We start from the raw sequence: 17,787 nt of genomic DNA, 5'->3' as shown, positions 1-17,787 counted from the left end.
GTCGATCTTGCTATGCTCGTCGCCGAATAGCCCCGATCTGCCCCTGACCTGCTGGTCACGCCGCCGGGACTGTGACACTTCCGCTCATGTACGTGGGGCGAACAGCACCCGTGGTTCCAGGTCGAGCCGGGTCACCGGCGCTTCGGCCGGCGGGGAACAGGTTGAGCACGAGATCGCCCATCCGCCGGATGGTGTGGGTGATGTAGGGCGTGATGGTCACCAGATCGGCGGTGTCGACGGGGTGGCCCTCGGCGGCGAGCTGGTTGACCACGTCGGTGATGTCCAGTGCGGTCGAGTAGATCGCGCAGTTGGCCATCAGCTCGTTGAACTTGATCACCCGCTCCTGGTGCTCGGGATCGTCGTGGCCGATCAGCTTGCCGCCGATCATCAGCCATTCCGAGTAGCCGTGGAACGCCTCGGTCTTGTTCGTGACCGCGGTGATCTGCTCCCGCAAGCCCGGATCCGACAGGTACCGCAACAGCGTCACCGTACGAATCACCCTGCCCAACTCCCGGAACGCCCGGTAGAGCCGGTTCTTGTGCGAGTGGTTGCCCAGCCGGCGCAGCAGCGTCACCGACGACACCCGGCCCTCCCGGATGGAGATGCTGGTGCGCAGCAAATCCGTCCAGTGGCGCTCGATCAGGGCCCAGTCGATGGCGTTGTCGCCGAACAGGGAATCGATGTGGTCGTAGCGGGTCGCGGCGTCCGGGCGGTAGAAGTTCAGGTCGTGCCAGTTGCGGATCCTCGGCAGAAGCTCGAATCCCAGCAGCGCCGCGAGCCCGAAAACAGGCAGCGATTGCCCTTGCGTATCGGCGTGGATGGTGTCCGGTTGGACGTCGGAATCGTTGTGCAGCAACCCATCGATGATGTAGACGGCCTCCCACGCCCCACAGGGAACGAAGTGGCTGAACAGCGCGATGTAGGAATCGGACACGAACCTCATCGCCAGCCCGCCGTAGCCGCCGTAGCGGATGTGGGACTCGGCCAGCAGGTTGTTCTCCCAGGTGTCGACCTGCGACCCGTCGACGGCGACCACCTGCCCGTCGCCCCACATTCCGGCCACGTCCAGCGTGTGGAAGGCGTTGATCACGTCCGCCGAGCACTTGTGGACCTTGTCGGCGGTGGAGTGCTTGTTGCCCGCGGTGTAGAGCTCGTGCGCGGAGACCTTGCCTCGCATGTGCCGGGCGACCTCGGTCGCTCCTAGATTCCCGCCGTAGGCGTAGGCGGTCAGGACGTAGCGGCCGAGCGCGTCGCCGCGGATCTTCGGGTCCGACCCCGACGCCGGGCCCAGATGGCGCGGCCACCTGGTCAGATACGCCGCGCGGGTCAGGATGTCGAGCAGGCTGCGCTCCGGGAGCCGCTGATGCACCGCCTGCTCCAGCGCCAGCGCGGACGGACGCCGCTCGGCGCCCTTGCGGCGTTTGAGCGTCGGTTTGCCCTCCTCCAGCGTCAGGTCGGTGTTGGCCGGATACCCGGCATCGACCTCGGCCGCGGTCGTGGCCAGCTGACGACAGTAGAACGCGACCAGCGCCGAGGCCTCGGCCGGGATACCGGCCTGCTCGCAGAACTGCGCGGCCAGCAGCTCGCACTACTCCCAGCTCATCAGCTGGGCGCCCAGGTTGGCGTAGGAGTCCGACCCCGCCACGGCGATGTCGCCCGAGCGCAGCTCGGCGGCCAGGTGGGAGAACACGCACACTTCCAGGTGCCGGCGCGAGAGCATCCCCGGCCGGTCCCGCTCCCGCAGTACCTTGCGCCACCCCAGCGAGGCAAACGCGTCGACGTCGATCGCCACGGTGACCTGCTGCCCGTCGCGGGTGTGGGTGGTCTTCTCCTCGATCCAGTCGCTGCGCCGGTCACGGTTGGCGCGGATGAAATCCACCGCGTCGATCACACTGCGGTCCGCGGTCGTCGGTTCCATCTCCAGCGCGTCGACCAGCGTGAACAGCGTCGGGCGGTGCGAGCGGTAGAACCGTTCCAGCAGCGGCAGGTAGTTGTTGCCGTGATACGCCGACACCGCCTCGAACGCCGCCGACAGGTGCTCCAGCCCACCGGCGGCCTCCAGCGTCTTCAACAGCGACCGCCCGGCCCGCTCCGCGACCTCGCCATCCACTGCCGCATCACCGGCAACCGTGCCGCCGTCGCCGTCGGCCGTTTCGGGTGGGGTGATCGCCTCGTGGGCGCCGGCCAGGACCTCGCCGAACACCCCGACCAGCCGCTCGGTCTCCGCGCGGTATGCCTCCTGTAGCTCCGCCAGGCGCTCCTTGGCCTTCTTGTGCAGGGCGGCCATGCGCTTGCAGAACATGGTCACCACCTCGTCGCGCGCCTCGATACGTTGCTGGTGCAGCAGGCTAATCAGCAACGTCACCCGCTTCGCGTCGCCGGTCTTGCGTATGTCGTCGACACCGGCCATCCGCGCCTCGCCGGCGAAGTGCACGACCTTCCCCGGCGGCACACCCCTCAGCCACACCTCGGTCGGGCCGATCGCGTCCAGCGCCTGCAAGTGCACCAGCCGCGCCTTGAACTTGCCCAGCGTGGCCGACTGCGCCGGGGTTTTGACCCGGTCGAACTCGCTGCGCCGCGTGGCCGGGTCCACCACCAGCATCCGATCCAGCCGGGCTCGCTCGGTCCAGTCTGGCCGGGCCGCGACCATTCCGAAGAACCCGGAGTTGACCTCCGTGCGGATCGTGGCGGCCATCGCGTCCAGCGTCGTGTAGCCCGGCAGCTCGCAGCGGGCCCGGACCAGCTCCTCCAGCGCCACGTTGATCAGGTCGGCCGGGTTGTCCTTCGTCTGCACCGCCGTGCGGATTGCCGCCTCAGCGACCGCCCGCACTTTCGCCGCCTCGTACTTCACGCCCAGGTGTTCACGCACGAACTGCCGGTGGCGCTTCGCGGTCCGGTCCGCGTCGGTCTCCGCCGCCACCTCGTCAGGCAGCTCCAGCACACTGCGCACCTGATCGACCACCACGGACGGCACGTCCGCGAGCTTCGGGAAGTACCCGAGCCGCTGATACGCCTTCAGTCGCACCACCAGGGCCAGCAGGTGCTGATCGTTCTGGGTCTTGTCCTGTGCCCATGCGAGCTCGTCCACGGTCGGGCTGAACGCCTCGACCAGCTCCCGCCCGGACACCATGCGTTTGAACCGCGGGTAGGCAGTTCGATCGATCGACGCCACACCCGCCACCCCAGCAAGATCACCACCCGGACAGCGAAACCTTAGCCACCCCGGCGATCCTCACCACGGACTGGTCCTGACCAGCGGTCGAGCACTGCCGCGGCCCCTTTCTGGCGTATTCGGTTCCCACCCCGTGAACACGGGGATTCCACCGAGGGCGAGCGCCGCGCCGACCGCCCCGCCGATGCGCAGGAAGTTACGGCGGGAACGGCCGGCTAAGTCGTCCGGGAACGAGGAGGGTGTCGCTGTCACCGGGGTCCTTTCCTCAGACCGGAGGCAAACGTCCGATCAATGGCGGAGCCAGGTCGCAGGTCTTCCATGTCTTGTGCGACACAGTGGGTGATACGTCTGATCTTCTGGCAATACCCGAGAGGGGATGGTGCCGATCAGTGGTAGGCGAACAGCGGCGGGAAGACCAGGACCACGATCCACGCCCACACGGCGTACACGGGCAGATACGCGGTCTGCCAGCGTTCAAGGGCGGCGAACGGGACGGCTCCGCGGACGAGGCCCAGCATCAGCCACGCCGACCAGGCGAGGTTGGCCAGCAGGATGATGTTCTCGCCGAGGGCCGCCGCCTTGTTGGGGGTGGTGCCGAACTCGGTGATGCGGCCGGTGATCTCCAGCAGCACCAACACATCGATGGCCAGCGCGCTGAGGACGAGGGCGAGTTGCAGCTTGTCGAACACGCCTGCCGGGGCCAGCGGGTCGCGGGCGGAGATCGAGTAGAGCAGCAGCCCGAGGACCACGACGAGCAGGAGGTCGAACAGGATCAGCGCTTCCCGTTCGACGTCGATACCGCCGCTGGTGACGGCGAAGGCGACGAGGAAAGCCAGCAGTGCCACGGTGAACAGCGGGGTGAACAGTCGCGTGAGGACTGGGGCGATGTTCTCGACGACGCTCTGCTTGGCCTCGACCAGCCACCCGGCCACCACGACCGCCGCCGCGGCCCCACAGGGGGCGACCCACTGCGCGATGAAGCTCTCCGGGGAGATCCCGATGGCCTCGAAGGTGCCGAACAGGAAGGCGATCAGCACCCCGCCCCCGAGGGCGATGAGGACGTAGTAGACGAACCACTCGCCGGTGAAGCGGATGAAGTCCATCCGCCGGCGCGGCGCCCGCAGGTCGTCGGCCACGTAGGCCAGGCCGACCACGAACCACAGGGCGATGGGGAGGTGGATGCTGGTCAGGACCAGTGATTGGGACTCGTCGGTGAGCGGGTAGGCGTTGGCGGCGACGGCGCCGATCGCGAAGAGGGCCAGCAGGACACCGGTCAAGGCCTTACTGGCTTGCCTGCGCCACGCCAGGAAGGCCGCGAGCCAGGGCAGCGCGAACAGACTGAGGTTGGCGGCGTAGAAGCCGCCGTCCTGCTCGAAGCCCAGGCCGAACAGCTCCGGCACCTTGATCGACGCCGCCGCGCCCGCCGCGCAGACGACCATGGCGATCAGGTCGCGCCGCGCCCGGGTGTCCGCTGCCGGGCTGTCGGTTTCCCCGGTCAGGACCAGTTGCTTCCACAGCCGTTCCGAGTGCTCCCGGGCGAACTCGCGGGACAGCTCGTCGAGGCTGCCCATGCGTTTGACCGCGACCAGGAACGCCTCGTCGGCGCGCAGACCCGCGGCGACAAGTTCGTCGACGGACCCGCGGAGGTGGTCTTCGAGCTCATCGGCGTCGGCGCTCGTCAGCTCGCGTCGGCGCTGCACATAGTGCCGCCACTGCGCGAACTGGGCTTCCAGTTCAGCCTGGTCTTCGGTCATGCGGTCCCCCCCAGGGGTATCGAGTACAGCGGGATCGCGGTCAGCGGCCGGGAATCGCCCCGGCCGAGCCAGATCTCCTTGAGCGTGTCGACGACGGTGTCCCACTGGCGGCGCTGCTCGGCGAGTTCGGCCAGGCCGCCGCGGGTGATGCGGTAGTACTTGCGGCGCCGCTCCCCCGCGACCGACCGCCAGTCGGACTCGACATGCCCGAGGCGCTCAAGGCGGTGCAGCAGCGGGTAGAGCAGCCCCTCGGTCCAGTCCAGCTCGCCGCCGGACAGCTCGTTGATCCGCCGCAGGATCGCGTAGCCGTAGTTGTCCGCCTCGGCCAGGATGCCCAGCACCATCGGCGTCGCCGAGGCGGCCACGAGATCTTTGGTGACTTTCACACGACCTCCGACCGGCTCGTACCCTAGATCTACAATGCATAGTAGTTCTAGGTATCGGTTGTCGCAAGGCGATCACGCGCACCGGGTCAGCGGCGATAGAGAAGTCGACCCAACTCCGAGCGGCGGGGGCGACACCATGACCGTCAAAGTCGGCACCTTCAACGTCCTGAATCTCGCCCTGCCCGAGGTCCCCTACTACCCCGATGAGCTGCCGTACTCGGTCGCGGAGTTCGATCGGAAGGCGGCGTGGATCGGCGAGCAGTTACGGCGGATGGACGCCGATGTGGTCGGCTTCCAGGAAGTCTTCGCCGAGGCGGCGCTGCGCGAGGTGTGTGCCCGCTCCCAGGCGTTCGCCACCGCGACCGTGGTCGCGCCCGGCGCCGACGGCGACAGCGGCCCGCGGGTCGGCCTGGCCACGAACCTGCCGCTGGCCGAGCCCGCCGTGTCGATCACCGCCTTCCCGCCGGGCCTGCACACCGCCGTCGACGGCATCGCCCTGCCGGTGGGCACGTTCAGCCGCCCGGTCCTGCGCGCCCGCGTCGCCTTCTCCCCCACCGTCACCGTGACGGTGTTCGTCGTGCACCTGAAGTCCAAGCGCCCCATCGTCGACGTCACCATCCCGCCACACGACCCGCGCGAAGAGGCGCTCGGCAAGGCGAGGTCGCTGATCCGCCGCACCGCCGAGGCGGCCGCGCTCCGGTTCCTGGTGCTGGACGAGGTCGTGGGCAACAGCGGGCCGGTGATCGTGCTCGGCGACCTCAACGACGGGCCGCGCGCGGTCTCCACGGAGATCATCGCGGGCGACCTGCCGTCGCGGTTCTGGCCGCGGGGCCCGGAGCTGCGCAAGGCGTACTGGGGCCGGGCGCTCTATTCCGCCCACGAACTCCAGGCCAGGAATATCGGCCGCGACGTCGGGTACTCGCACATCTTCAACAGCCACTACGAGAACCTCGACCACATCCTGGTGAGCCAGGAGTTCCACGACCGCAACCCGAACCGGCTCGGCGAACTCGCCAACCTCCGGCACTTCAACGACCACCTGGTCGACAACCAGCTCAGCAACGACCGCCCCGACCGCACGACCTCCGACCACGCCCAACTGGTAGCCGAGATCGACCTGCGCGCCTGAGGCCGTTCGGATCCCTAACATTGAGTCATGACCACTCTCGACTCCCCCATCCCGCGATTCCACCTGGCCGTGCCCGTCGACGATCTCGATGCCGCGCGCCGCTTCTATGGCGAGGTGCTCGGGCTGGCGCGGGGCCGCAGCGCGGAGACCTGGGTGGACTGGAACCTGCACGGCCACCAGTTCGTCACGCACCTGGCGCCCGGCCGCGCCGAGCGGGTGCACAACCCGGTCGACGGCCATGACGTGCCGGTCCCGCACTTCGGCCTGATCCTGACCGTGCCGGCGTTCCGCGACCTCGCCGACCGTCTGCGGGCGGCGGGCACCCAGTTCGTCATCGAGCCCTACGTGCGGTTCGAGGGGCAGACCGGCGAGCAGTGGACCATGTTCCTGCTCGACCCGGCGGGGAACGCCCTTGAGTTCAAGGCGTTCGCCGACGACTCCCAGGTGTTCGCCACGGGAAAGGACTGACACGATCATGAAGGTGTTCCTGATCGGGGCCGGTGGCGGTGTGGGACGTCGGCTCGCCGCCCTGCTGACCGCCCGCGGTGACCAGGTGACCGGAATGCACCGCGCGCCCACCCAGGTCGACACCGTGCGCTCGGTGGGCGCGACGCCAGTGCTCGGCGACCTCATCGCCGACTCGGTGGACGTGCTGGCGGAGAAGATCCGCGGGCACGACGCCGTGGTGTTCTCGGCGGGCGCGCACGGCACCGGCAGGGACAAGACCACCGCCATCGACGGTGAGGGCTTGGAGAAGACGGCCGCCGCGGCCGCCCGCGCCGGGGTGTCGCGGCTCCTGCTCGTGTCGGTGTTTCCCGAAGCCGGTCGTGATCGTGAGACCAGTGAAGGTTTCGAGCACTACATGAAGGTCAAGAAGACCGCCGACGTCCATCTCGCGGGCACCGATCTCGACTGGCTCATCGTCCGGCCGGGCACGCTCCTGGACGAGCCCGGCACCGACAACGTCACCGCCGGCCTGGCGATCGAGTACGGCGCCATCCCCCGCGACGACGTTGCCGCGTTCCTCGCCGCCGCCCTGCGCGAACCGGCCCTGAACCGCGTCATCGTCGAACTCACCGCAGGCGAGACGCCCGTCGCCGACGCGGTCACCCACCTCGTGACCTGACCCAGTCCGCGCCCGCCGGGAGTTGTGCGGGAGTCTCACACTGCAAGCGATCAATTCCGGGGAGGCGGGCTTGTCTCTGCTCGAACGCGATGAAGCCGTTGGGCGGCTCAAGGCCGCCATGGACTCGGCGGCGGAGGGCACCGGGCGGTTCGTGGTGGTCGAAGGGCCGCCGGGCATCGGCAAGACCCGGCTGCTGGGGTGCGCCCGCGACCTGGCCGAGGCCGACGGGTTCGACCGGCTCACCGCCACCGCCGACGACGCCGAGCGGGAGATCCCCTGGGGGATCGTCCGCCAGCTCGTCGAACGCTCCGTGGCCCGGGTCGGCGCCGGCGAGCGGCGGGCCGCGCTGGCCGGGCCGGCGGGTGCGGCGCTGACCGCGATCGAGCAGGCCGAGGCGGGCGGGCACGACGAGGGCGAGCGCATGCGCACCCTGCACGCGCTGTGGTGGGCGGTCGCCGACCTGGTGGGCGACCGGCCGACCCTGATCACCATCGACGACCTGCAGTGGGCTGACGCCCCGTCGCTCGGGTTTGTCGGGTACCTGGCGCGCAGGCTGTCGGACCTGCGGATCGCGCTGGTCGTCGGCAGCAGGCCCGCGCGGGTGGAGGACGGCGCGCTCGCCGAACTCACCTCCGGCAGGCTCGGCGACCTGCTGCGTCCCGCACCGCTGTCGGTGGCGGCGGTGGGCGAGCTGGCGCCGGAGCACCCGCCTGGCACGGTCGCGGCGCTGCACGAGGCCAGCGGCGGCAACCCGTTCCTCACCCAGCAGCTGCTCGCCGAACTCGCCGCCCAGGGGTTGGCCGCCGACGACCCCCGCACACCTGAGGTGATCAGCACGCTCGGGCCGCGCAGCGTGTCGCACGCGCTGCTGGCCCGGCTCACGCCGCAGGCGCACGCGGTCGCCGCCGCGGCGGCGGTTCTCGGGGTGCGCTGCAACCCGCTGCAAGCCGCCCGACTCGCCGAGGTCGACGACCCGGCCGCCGCCGTCGCCGAGCTGGCGCGCGCACATGTGCTGGTCGGCGCCGAGTTCACCCACCCGGTGATCCGGGAGGCCGTGCTCACCGAACTGCTGCCCACCGACCGGGCCGAACTCCATGCCCGGGCCGCGGCCGACCTGCGGCGCACGGGCGCGTCGGCGCCGCGGGTGGCCGCCCACCTCGTCGAATCACCACACCGCCTCGACGCCGACGGCGTGCGGGTGCTCGCCGAGGCGGGCCGCACGCTGCTCGCCGATGGCATGGGCGAGACCGCGGGCCGCTACCTGCGGCTCGCCTTCGACGCGGGGGTCCCGGATGTGCGCGGCGACCTGGGCGAGGCGCTGCTGATCGCGGGCCGGTTCGCCGAGGCGCGCGCGGAGCTGATCGCCGCCGCCGATGCCGACCCCGACCGCGCGGGCACGCTGCTGGCGCAGGCCGCGACGGCGATGATGCGGCTCGACGGGCACCAGGCCACGATCGCGTGGCTGCGGGCGACGCTGGAGACCTTCCCCGGCGACCCGCTGCCGATGGAAGCCAGGCTCGGGCTGTTCAGCTCTTATGTGCCCGACGAGTTCGAGCGTTCCGGCCGCAGGCTGCGGCGGTTCGCCGACCTGCCGGGGACCACGCCGATCGAGCGGTTCCTCCTGGCCCTGCTGGCGCAGCGGGCCTACGCCGAGGCATGGCCCGCCGCCGAGGTGCGCAAGCTGGTGCCGCGCACGTTTGGCCCCGATCTGCTGCGTCTCGACGGACATGAGGGGGCGGTCGCCTGGGGCAGCGCGCTGCACGCGCTGATCATGGCCGACGGTGTCGCCGTCGCGGCCAGGGAGATCGACCGGGCACGGGCCGCGGTCCTGCCCGATGGGTCGCCGATGGACTACGCGATCATCGGTGCTGTCGCCACCCTGCTCGCTTGGCGTACCGGCGACGTGCGCGGATGTGAGACCGAGGCGGCGGCCGCGACCAGCGCCGTGGCCGCGGCTGAACCGGGGTACCTCGCCACCGCGCTGTCCTCGGTGCTGACACGGTTCGCCGTGCTCGCGGCGGTCGAGCGGGGCGACGTCCCCGGCGCCCGCGCCTACCTGCGCACCCACGACGAGGCCCTGTCCGGCCCGACCACCGTCCCGGCGAACCGGGTGGGCCACGCCCGCGCATACCTGGCCCTGGCCGAGGACGACGCCGTGACCGCCCTGGAGGAAGCGCTCGCACTCGGGGCGGCGGAAGCCGCGGCGGGGACGGACAACCCGGTGGTGCCGTGGCGGGCCCAGGCCGCGCTGGCCCACCTGCGGCAGGGCGACACCACAGCGGCAAGAGCACTCGCCGACGAGCAGTACCAGCGGGCCCTGCGCTGGGGCGCGGCCACCGACATCGGCGCCGCGCTGCGGGTGCTGGCCGTGGTCGGTGGCGACCACGATCGGATCGACCTGCTCAGACAGGCACACGAGGTCTTGGACGAGTCTCCCTGTGCGCTTGAGCGGGTCATGGTCGAACGGGACCTCGGCGAGGCCCTGCGGGTCGTGGGCAGACGGTCCGACGCCCGCGAGTATTTGGTGAGCGCCGCCGAACGAGCCACCGAGATCGGTGCGGGCAGGTTGCGCGCCGCAGCTGTGGATGCCTTGGACCGCCTCGGGGACCGTCCCCGGAAGCTGGCCATGGCGGGCGCGGATGCCCTGACCGCCAGCGAACGCCGAATCGCGGCGCTGGCCGGGGCGGGGCGATCGAATCGGGAGATCGCGCACGAGATCTTCGTGACCCCGAAGACCGTGGAGAACCACCTGGGGCGCATCTACCAGAAACTCGGCATCAGCAGCCGCCGCGACCTCGGTGCTGCCCTACACGCGTAACGGGCGGCTCACCTAGGTTGATCAGCACGCTGAGGGAACTGCCGGGACAGAAAGCCTTCTTGGGATTGGGTTTTCTCGTCCCGGTCAGCACACCTCAACGGCTCTCGATCGCCGCAGTTCTCCCATCACCACCCACGGCCCTTGGGGTTCGTGCCGGACAAGGTGTCGTCGGCGCCGCCGGTGGCGGTGGCCAGGCCGGCTGATCAGCTCGGTGTCGACTCGGGAGAGTTGCGGTCCTATGGGCGGGGTGCGAAGACCCGGACCGGGCATCTACCGGGTGCCACCCAGTTCAGTCGCGTCAGGCCGTGAGCCACCCCGCCACACGTGCGGCAGCTCGAATTCCTGGTAGCTCAGCGGCGGCCCGCCCTCGATGCCCAACTGCTGCAGCGCCGGCAGCATGCGCTCGGTGAAGAAGCGTTCGGAGTCCTCTTTGCTCTCCCACACGTCGAGGCTGTGCACGCCGCGTTGGCTCGGGCCGCCCGCGTGGAAGATGAGTCCCTTCACGGGGGCGTCGCCGAGGGCGTCTCCGATCTTGATGTGGGTGTCGAGATCGACGTCGAACTCCATGAGCACCGCATATGCCATGACCTTCTCCTTTTCCATAGAGTCTAACTCTATTCATTAGACTGCTACTCTATCGATGTGTCTGTCAAGAGGTCGTACTCATCCGCCAAACGCGATGCCCAGGCTCGGGAGACCCGCCGGTCGATCCTCGATGCGGCCCGCGAGCTCTTCGTCGCCACCGGGTATGCCGCCACGACGATCCAGGCGATCGCCGAGCGAGCAGCCGTCGCCGTCCAGACGGTGTACGCGGTGTTCGGCAACAAGCGCGAACTTCTGCGGCAGTTGATCGAGAGCACGATCACCGGCGACGACGATTCCCTGCCGATCACGGAGAGGGCCGAGGCTCAAGCGGTCGCCGCCGAACCCGACGCCCGCCGGCGGGCCGAGCTCGACGCCGCCTTGAGCCTGTCGATCATCGAACGCGTGGCGCCGATCGTGCGGGTCGCGGAGCAGGCCGCGGCCTCCGATCCCGAGCTGGCCGCGATGATGGAGGCGATCAAAGCAGCCCGCCGGAAGGAAATGATCGCCTCGGCGAAGATCATCGCCGGTCCCGACGGCCTGCGCGTGAACCAGGAGGAGGCCGCCGCGACCCTCTACGTCCTCTACAGCCCCCAGGTCGCCGACATGCTCATGGGCGACTACGGCTGGTCCGCGCAGCGCTACGAGAGGTGGCTGGCGCGGATGCTTCTGGACGCCGTCATCCGGTGACGGACGAACACTCGCGGATCAGGCACCACCGACAGACATTCACGCAGGTCAGCAGCCAAGTCCGGCGTCTCGACCACCACACAGGCAAGGGCCAACCGGTCCAGCTCGACCGGAATCAGGGATGATGCAACAGCAGGCACGGCTCCTCTCACATGATCATGCGACTCAGACAATCACATGATCAACGAGAGCCGTGCCTGACCTTCACCCGGCCTGATCAGGTCCTACCCGACTTTGCCGGGGCCGTGCACCCCACCCCCGGGCGAGCGAACCTTCACGGACAGTGCCTTGCCCTTGCACCCCGAACGAGCGAGCCCAAGGGGACGGCTCTTCGCCCCTGCGCTTCCCTTGCCCCTCGTCCTGGCCGCCGCTAATTCTCGAGCCAGCCGGGCTCACGTTCTCATGGCCCGAGTTCTCGTTGGCGTCAACGGGAAGTCTCCCTCGGCCATAATTGTTTAACGATGGCCAGGACGAGGGAGCAGGGGGAAGAGCAGGGATTAAAGCCAAAGCTCCTTTGGGTTTCCTCGTCCGGGGTGGGGCTGTGGGTGGTGCCGTCGGCTGTTCGGCTCGGCTGGGGTGTTGATGGCCGGGCTGGGCTGGTGATGTGGGTGGTGCGGTGAGGGTGCGATGTCTTGTTATCGGGCGGGGCAGTTGGCAGGCGGTGCGGTGCACGCCTGGAAGGGGCGGCCCAGGTGGGCCGCCCCTTCCAGGTCAAGCTGTCAAATTATTCAGCTGGTCGCGGTCTTCACCGCGTCGAGCAGGATGCTGCACTGGTAAGAGCCCAGCACCTTGCTGTTGACCAGCACGGTGGCCTCCACGTTGCCGGGGAACTTGGCCTGGCAGCTGTGCTGCTCGCGGTCGCCGCCGAGGAACAGGTCACCGCCGTGGCTGAAGGTCCCGGCCCACGAGCCGGTGTTGGACATGGTCTCGAACCAGCCGAGGCGGAACGAGTCCATCTGCTGGCGGACGGTCGGCGAGACCACGGTGCCGTGTCGCAGGTGCGCCTGCCAGCGGACCATGTCCACGGCGGACAGGTGCAGACCGCGGTGGCCACCGCAGGCCTCGAAGTCGGTCCCGTCGAGCTGGACCAGCACGCCGCCCTTTGCCGTGTCGGTGATGTCGTAGGCGTGGGCGGCCGTGTCGGCGTTCGCCACGCACGTGGTCGGGGCGATGCCTGCCGGGGCGAGGAGCCGCTCGTTGATGTAGGCCAGCGTCCACGGTCCCGAGTTGGTCGAGTTGATCGAGTCCGGCACACCGCGGGTCGGCTCGGTCAGGTCCCACAGCTTCGGGATGATCAGCCGGGCGATCGCGTAGTTCATGTTCTTGTACGACCAGTCCGAGTCGACCACGATCGGCTTGGTCATGGCGAACTTGATGCCGTCATACAGGTTGGACGTCTTCGCCCGGTCGGCGTCGGACAGGCCGGCCAGCATCTGCTCGATGCCCGACCGGTGGCCGAGGATGTGCTTGATCGTCAGGTTCTTCCACGACTCGTGCATGGTCGACCGCATGTCCAGCGGCAGGTAGCCCCACAGCTTGGTGTCGAGGGTGACACCGCGCTTCTCGACCAGCTTGAGCAGCGCGGCGGCGGAGATGTTCTTCGTCGCGCTGGCGATGTCCATCCGGGTGTTCGCGGTGAAGGCGATGTTCTTGTCGATTCTCGCCTTGCCGCCCGCCCCGGTGGCGGCGAGCTGCCCGTCCTCGGTGATGGCGAACGCGTAGCCGACCGTGTTGCCGCCGCCGAGCTTGGTGTGCAGGGTCTGCGCCACCTTCGCGGTGTCGACCTCGGCGGTCGGGTTGATGATGTCGGCCCCCGCCGAACCGGCCCCCACCAGTGCCGTCGCGACCATCGCGACTGCCACCGCGGTCCCCTTGATGCTGCTCTTCATCTCTGACTCCCCTGTCTCGCCTCCGGCCCCTCCGTCGGCGTTGGGACAACCTTCGCGCAGCCCGCTGCCCCCTCGCGTGAGGGAAGATCCCTCAACTGGTGGGGCCGAAATTGGGGGGTGGGAGAGGGACAACCCGGGCACCGTCGGGGCGTCCCTTATTCGTTGGGCACGCGGATGGGGGAAACATCCTGACCGCTGACGCGATGGAGAGGCCAGGCCATCAGGTCGAGCACAACGTATGTCCGGAGGACCGCCATGACCAGCACCGAGCAGCAACAGGCGTCCGAAGTGGAGACGGTCATCCGGGACACCCTGGCGGCCCACCACTCGATGTTCCTGGCGACAGCGGGCACCGCGGGCCCGTGGGCCGGCGGCGTGTACTTCGCCGAGGTCGACCCGTTCACCCTGGTGCTGGTCCTGGAGGCGCGAGGCCGGACCCTCACGGCGATTCGCGAGAATCCGGTGGTGGCCCTCGTCGTGTCCACCGGCTCACCCGCGCAGCCATTCCTCCAGGGGCGCGCGAACGCGGAGATCCTCGAGGGCGAGGACGACGAGGAAGTGCGGCGCGTGCTGTTGGCGAAGGTCCCCGAGGCGGCGGCGTTCATGGACGCCCCGATCGTGGCCGTGCGGCTGACGGTGCCGTCATGGCGGGTCACCGACGTGATGAACGGGTGGCTGCCCGGCAAGGAACTCGCCGCTCCCGGTTCCTGACGAACGCGACCTGACCGGGGTGAGCCGAGCTCACCCCGGCAGGCCATCACGTCAAGGGGTCAGCCCGCCGAACGGCTGATCTGGACGTTGTCGATCGCGGCCTCGATGAGACTCCCGGTGCCCGCGTCGACCGTTTCGACGAGCAGGCGGACCGTCTGCCCGGCGTAGGGCGTCAGGCTGACGTCCGCGGCGGCGAACGTGCCGCCGACGTTGCTCGCGGCGGCCTTGCGCTCGAACACCGTCGTCGTCCCGCCGTCGTGCACGACGCGGACGCGGAGGAAGTCCTCGGCGGTCGCGTTGTCCAGGTGCGCGAGGTAGTGGCTGAACCGCAGGCGGTACGAGACGTCTGCGGCGAGGGTGATGGCGGGTGACTGGACGCTGGTCACGCCTCCGTCGACGTCGTTCGCGCCCACCTCAGAGCCCGCCGCCGCGCCCGTGACGAGATCGTGGGTGCCCGGGCCCGGTGTGGATCCGTTCTGCACGGTGATCCCGTTGTGGGTGGTGGACTGCGGCTGCGCCCGCTCCCACCGGCCGCTGCCTGCGGTGTCGGTCCCGTTCGGGTTGACCCGCCAGCCCTTGTCCGACTCGAAGTCGTCGGCGAAGTCGACGGTGGGCGGCGCCCCGACGGTGAGGGTGAACGCGGCCGTTCGGCTCGCGGTCACCCCGCGGCCGGTGACGCTGACCGGGTAGGTGCCGTTCGGGGTCGACGCCGTGGTGCTGATCGTCATCCGGGACGACCCGCCCGCGGTCACCTCCGAGGGCTCGAAGACCACCGAGGCTCCCGACGGCAGGCCGGACGCCGACAGCGCCACCCGCTGCGCCGCCCCGGAGGTCACCGACGTCGCCACGGTCGCCGACGTCGACCCACCCGGGGTGACCTGGCCCGCCGAGGGCGCGACCGACATGGCGAAGTCGTCGGCCGCCGGGGTGCCGAAGGTCGCCCGGACCGTGTAGTCGTTGCCGGACTTGGCCATCACCTGGATCCGCACCTGGTTGGCGGTGTCGGTGAACGTGGACACCTCGCCGGTCCCGAGGTCATACGGCGCGTCGTTGAGGCCCTGGTTGCCGCAGCCCGTGTTCGGGTGTGAGTCCATCACCCGCACCGGTCCGCTGCCGCTGGGCGTGCGCGAGTCGACCCGGTAGATCAGCACACCGGTGTCACAGGCCCGGGTGTCGAGCCCGAGGCGCTGGCGCACTTCGGCGATGTAGGCGGTGTTGGTCCCGTACCGGACGACGACCGCCTTCGTTCCCCCTGGGGTCTCCACCGGGGTGACCGTGTGCTCGATGACCGCGTTTCGCGTTGCCAGGCAAGCGATCTGGGCGTCGTCGAGCCAGCCGACCTTCCACTTGTGCCAGGCGAACTGGTCGGGCGCCGGGCCCCACATGTGCCCCATGACGTCCCAGCCGCCGGTCCAGCCGAAGCCGCCCGGCCCACCGTAGGTGTCCGGCAGGCTGATCAGGTGGCCGCCCTCGTGGTTGAGCAGGATGTGCCCATCGCGGTAGCGCGAGGTGGCCAGGTTCGTCTCGGCCAGGATGGTGTTGCCGTCGGCGCTGATGTGCTCGAACGTGGCGTAGCCGCGCGAGTAGCTGGAGCGCCGCGACGGCACCAGCAGCAGCGCGTCGGTCTGGGAGAAGTCGAAGTTCGGGTCGGCCAGCTGCACGGCGTTGCGGAAGATGCTCGCCAGCATCGGGTCGTCGGTGACCACGTCCGGCCTGCTGTCCCGGGCCGTCATCAGCGGATGCGTGCGCGCATGCTCGTTCAGCGACGACGGCAGGCGGAGCCATCGCTTGTACGGCACGATGTCGAGGTCGAATTTGCCGTAGGAGCTGGTGGCGTACCAGTCCTCGCTCTCGGTCGAGAAGATCTCCAGCTCGGAGTCGACCGACGTGTCCGCGGGCGCCTCGGCGAAGTCGACGAACAGCATCGCCATCTTCACTTTTCCCAGCGGGCGCGGGAAAGAGCGCCAATCGGTCGGGCCCTCGGACAGGAACCCGCCCGGCGCGACCATGCAGGACCGGGCCGGGTCCGCCACCGGTGCGGCTGCCGACGCCCGCTCGGCGGCGAGAAACATGCTGAGTGGTAAGGCGGTCAGGACCGCCAGGGCCATGATGAGCAGGCGAAGCAGACGGCCGCGTCGCCCAAGGTCGATCGACATGGGTACCTCCGTGGGGATCGGGAGATGCCCAGCGTGTCGATCGAGCAGGCACGGATCACTGGCGTGCTGTCGCGAATCCCCAACCCCACCGCGACAGGTGTCGCACCCGGTCAGCGATCACCCGGGGTCGCCCTGGCGATCCCCGTGGGCGCGGGCGGGTAGCGGCCGGCGAGGCGGCCGAGTTTGAGCGCGGCGTGCAGGCTCAGCCGCTCACCCCCGTCTTTGAGGGTGGACTTGGAGAGCTCCTCGATCCGGCGCAGCCGGTAGTAGAGCGTTGCCCGGTGAAGGTGCAGTCGCGCGGCCGTCATGGGTGCGTTGCCGCCCAAGTCGAGGTAGGTCTCCAGGGTCTCCAGCAGCGGCAGGCTGGTGTGGTCGGCGAAGAGCCGTTCCAGCCCGGGGTGGACCCGAACCTCGGCCAGCGCGTCATCGGAGAGCCTGCTCAGCACCCGGTAGATGCCAAGGCCCGACCAGCGCACGACCGTCCCCAGGTCCGGCACCCTGGCCGCGACCCTCGCCGCGGCGATCGCCTCGCGGAGACTGTCCCGGGCGTCCTGCAGCCGTGGCCGCGGCCGGCCCACGCCGACGACGGGCCTGCCGTCGGTGCGCGTGCCGACGCTCTCGGCGAGCAAGCCCGCGAAACGCGCCGCCACCGCGTCACCTTTGCCGGTCGGGAGGAACAGCACCTCGTGGTCGGACTCCCGCACATGCAGCCCCGGCCAGGTGCGGACCGGGCCGGGCCCACTTCGGCCCGCGACGAACGCGCCCCCGGGTCCCACGACCGCGGCGACCAGCGCGACCACACCCGCCGCGTCCAGGAATCCAGCCCCTTGACCGATCGTGCGCGCGGCCCGCGTTCGCGTGACGTCGTCCTCGGCGAGCAGGTCCGCGACCGGGCCGGGCGGATTTCTCGGCGAGCCAAGACCGTCCAACTGCCCGGCGAGGCCACCGACGGCCAACTCGGCGAGAGCGACCTCGGCGTCGGACATGGGCTCGTCCGCGTCGATGAACCACACGAAGCCGCGGAGCGTGTCCCGGGAGCGAACCGGCACGCACACCCTGGGGAGCATGTGGAGTTCGCCGCAGGCCGGGACCCGCAGCGCGTGTCTGGCTTCGAAGACGCCTTGCCGCACCAGCCATCGCGCCACCTCGGGCGTCGCGCGCCGGGCCATGATCGACTGCTGTCGGACTTGGTCACCCGGGATGTGGTGGGCGCTGTGGGCGAGCAGGTCGAGGCCGGGGCCCTCGATGACGGCCGGTCTCGCGAGCGCTGTGCTGAGGCTGTCGACCGCAAGCTGGAGCAGGGCGAGCGGCGCCGACGGAACGCAATCAGGCATGTCGACCTCTAAAAGTGTGGCCAGGGGCCACTTCGCAGGG

At 69.8% G+C, this 17,787-nt stretch carries 15 protein-coding genes; 6 read left to right on the top strand and 9 right to left on the bottom strand.

Annotated elements, in window-relative coordinates; translation table 11 throughout:
• Positions 1-55 precede the first annotated feature (55 nt).
• The 5 genes from ACUZ2Y_RS03635 to ACUZ2Y_RS03615 form a co-directional block, all read right to left on the bottom strand.
• Positions 56-1,369 (bottom strand): transposase, encoded by a 1,314-nt coding sequence (locus tag ACUZ2Y_RS03635; RefSeq protein ID WP_476326860.1) that lies wholly within the window; start codon positions 1,367-1,369, stop codon positions 56-58.
• A 219-nt stretch (positions 1,370-1,588) separates the two neighbouring features.
• Positions 1,589-3,172 carry a DUF4158 domain-containing protein gene (locus ACUZ2Y_RS03630; protein ID WP_476326858.1) on the bottom strand — a complete coding sequence of 528 codons (1,584 nt, stop codon included), beginning with the start codon at positions 3,170-3,172 and terminating at the stop codon, positions 1,589-1,591.
• A gap of 60 nt (positions 3,173-3,232) precedes the next feature.
• Entirely contained in the window at positions 3,233-3,424 is a 192-nt protein-coding gene (locus ACUZ2Y_RS03625; protein WP_476326856.1) for a twin-arginine translocation signal domain-containing protein, read from the bottom strand.
• Positions 3,425-3,558: 134 nt separating this feature from the next.
• Entirely contained in the window at positions 3,559-4,926 is a 1,368-nt protein-coding gene (locus ACUZ2Y_RS03620; protein WP_476326854.1) for a permease prefix domain 1-containing protein, read from the bottom strand.
• Positions 4,923-5,312 (bottom strand): PadR family transcriptional regulator, encoded by a 390-nt coding sequence (locus ACUZ2Y_RS03615; RefSeq protein WP_476326853.1) that lies wholly within the window; start codon positions 5,310-5,312, stop codon positions 4,923-4,925. Before ACUZ2Y_RS03615 ends, ACUZ2Y_RS03620 begins: the two co-directional genes overlap by 4 nt.
• A 136-nt stretch (positions 5,313-5,448) precedes the next feature.
• Between ACUZ2Y_RS03615 and ACUZ2Y_RS03610 the strand changes: the two genes are divergently transcribed.
• The 4 genes from ACUZ2Y_RS03610 to ACUZ2Y_RS03595 all read left to right on the top strand — a co-directional run bounded on the left by ACUZ2Y_RS03610 (position 5,449) and on the right by ACUZ2Y_RS03595 (position 10,385).
• Positions 5,449-6,441, top strand: coding sequence for an endonuclease/exonuclease/phosphatase family protein (locus ACUZ2Y_RS03610; RefSeq protein WP_476326851.1), 993 nt, complete (start codon positions 5,449-5,451; stop codon positions 6,439-6,441).
• A 27-nt stretch (positions 6,442-6,468) separates the two neighbouring features.
• Positions 6,469-6,909: a VOC family protein gene (locus ACUZ2Y_RS03605; RefSeq protein ID WP_476326849.1), complete on the top strand. Its 441-nt coding sequence runs from the start codon at positions 6,469-6,471 to the stop codon at positions 6,907-6,909.
• 7 nt (positions 6,910-6,916) lie between these two features.
• Positions 6,917-7,567, top strand: a complete 651-nt coding sequence (locus ACUZ2Y_RS03600; RefSeq protein WP_476326847.1) for an NAD(P)H-binding protein — start codon at positions 6,917-6,919, stop codon at positions 7,565-7,567.
• 70 nt (positions 7,568-7,637) lie between these two features.
• Complete coding sequence (locus tag ACUZ2Y_RS03595; RefSeq protein ID WP_476326845.1) at positions 7,638-10,385, top strand: helix-turn-helix transcriptional regulator; 2,748 nt, start codon at positions 7,638-7,640, stop codon at positions 10,383-10,385.
• A 270-nt stretch (positions 10,386-10,655) separates the two neighbouring features.
• Here ACUZ2Y_RS03595 and ACUZ2Y_RS03590 read toward each other — a convergent pair whose 3' ends face one another.
• Positions 10,656-10,970, bottom strand: a complete 315-nt coding sequence (locus tag ACUZ2Y_RS03590; protein ID WP_476326843.1) for a hypothetical protein — start codon at positions 10,968-10,970, stop codon at positions 10,656-10,658.
• A 57-nt stretch (positions 10,971-11,027) separates the two neighbouring features.
• Here ACUZ2Y_RS03590 and ACUZ2Y_RS03585 point away from each other — a divergent pair, with 57 nt between their 5' ends.
• A complete protein-coding gene (locus tag ACUZ2Y_RS03585) occupies positions 11,028-11,657 on the top strand; it encodes a TetR/AcrR family transcriptional regulator (RefSeq protein WP_476326841.1) in 630 nt (209 codons plus the stop codon).
• Positions 11,658-12,385: 728 nt separating this feature from the next.
• On the opposite strand, the gene ACUZ2Y_RS03580 is transcribed toward ACUZ2Y_RS03585, so the two are convergent.
• Positions 12,386-13,546 carry a serine hydrolase domain-containing protein gene (locus ACUZ2Y_RS03580; RefSeq protein WP_476326839.1) on the bottom strand — a complete coding sequence of 387 codons (1,161 nt, stop codon included), beginning with the start codon at positions 13,544-13,546 and terminating at the stop codon, positions 12,386-12,388.
• A gap of 255 nt (positions 13,547-13,801) precedes the next feature.
• Between ACUZ2Y_RS03580 and ACUZ2Y_RS03575 the strand changes: the two genes are divergently transcribed.
• Positions 13,802-14,257 (top strand): pyridoxamine 5'-phosphate oxidase family protein, encoded by a 456-nt coding sequence (locus ACUZ2Y_RS03575; protein WP_476326837.1) that lies wholly within the window; start codon positions 13,802-13,804, stop codon positions 14,255-14,257.
• A gap of 59 nt (positions 14,258-14,316) precedes the next feature.
• On the opposite strand, the gene ACUZ2Y_RS03570 is transcribed toward ACUZ2Y_RS03575, so the two are convergent.
• Together ACUZ2Y_RS03570 and ACUZ2Y_RS03565 are read right to left on the bottom strand one after the other, a co-directional pair.
• Complete coding sequence (locus tag ACUZ2Y_RS03570; protein ID WP_476326836.1) at positions 14,317-16,413, bottom strand: hypothetical protein; 2,097 nt, start codon at positions 16,411-16,413, stop codon at positions 14,317-14,319.
• Positions 16,414-16,523: 110 nt separating this feature from the next.
• Complete coding sequence (locus tag ACUZ2Y_RS03565; RefSeq protein ID WP_476326834.1) at positions 16,524-17,747, bottom strand: PucR family transcriptional regulator; 1,224 nt, start codon at positions 17,745-17,747, stop codon at positions 16,524-16,526.
• Between the last annotated feature and the right edge of the window lie 40 nt (positions 17,748-17,787).

It is taken from the genome of Actinokineospora sp. UV203 (genome assembly GCF_056323665.1).
Note: the sequence above shows the minus strand (reverse complement) of the source record. Positions and strands in the feature narration are given on the sequence as shown.

What these genes read in the sequence shown, in the direction of transcription:
- ACUZ2Y_RS03610 (WP_476326851.1), top strand. Translation starts at nt 5,449, where the DNA reads ATGACCGTCAAAGTCGGCACCTTCAACGTCCTGAATCTCGCCCTGCCC.
- ACUZ2Y_RS03600 (WP_476326847.1), top strand. Translation starts at nt 6,917, where the DNA reads ATGAAGGTGTTCCTGATCGGGGCCGGTGGCGGTGTGGGACGTCGGCTC.
- ACUZ2Y_RS03570 (WP_476326836.1), bottom strand. Translation starts at nt 16,413, where the DNA reads ATGTCGATCGACCTTGGGCGACGCGGCCGTCTGCTTCGCCTGCTCATC.
- ACUZ2Y_RS03580 (WP_476326839.1), bottom strand. Translation starts at nt 13,546, where the DNA reads ATGAAGAGCAGCATCAAGGGGACCGCGGTGGCAGTCGCGATGGTCGCG.
- ACUZ2Y_RS03575 (WP_476326837.1), top strand. Translation starts at nt 13,802, where the DNA reads ATGACCAGCACCGAGCAGCAACAGGCGTCCGAAGTGGAGACGGTCATC.
- ACUZ2Y_RS03590 (WP_476326843.1), bottom strand. Translation starts at nt 10,970, where the DNA reads ATGGCATATGCGGTGCTCATGGAGTTCGACGTCGATCTCGACACCCAC.
- ACUZ2Y_RS03620 (WP_476326854.1), bottom strand. Translation starts at nt 4,926, where the DNA reads ATGACCGAAGACCAGGCTGAACTGGAAGCCCAGTTCGCGCAGTGGCGG.
- ACUZ2Y_RS03565 (WP_476326834.1), bottom strand. Translation starts at nt 17,747, where the DNA reads ATGCCTGATTGCGTTCCGTCGGCGCCGCTCGCCCTGCTCCAGCTTGCG.
- ACUZ2Y_RS03605 (WP_476326849.1), top strand. Translation starts at nt 6,469, where the DNA reads ATGACCACTCTCGACTCCCCCATCCCGCGATTCCACCTGGCCGTGCCC.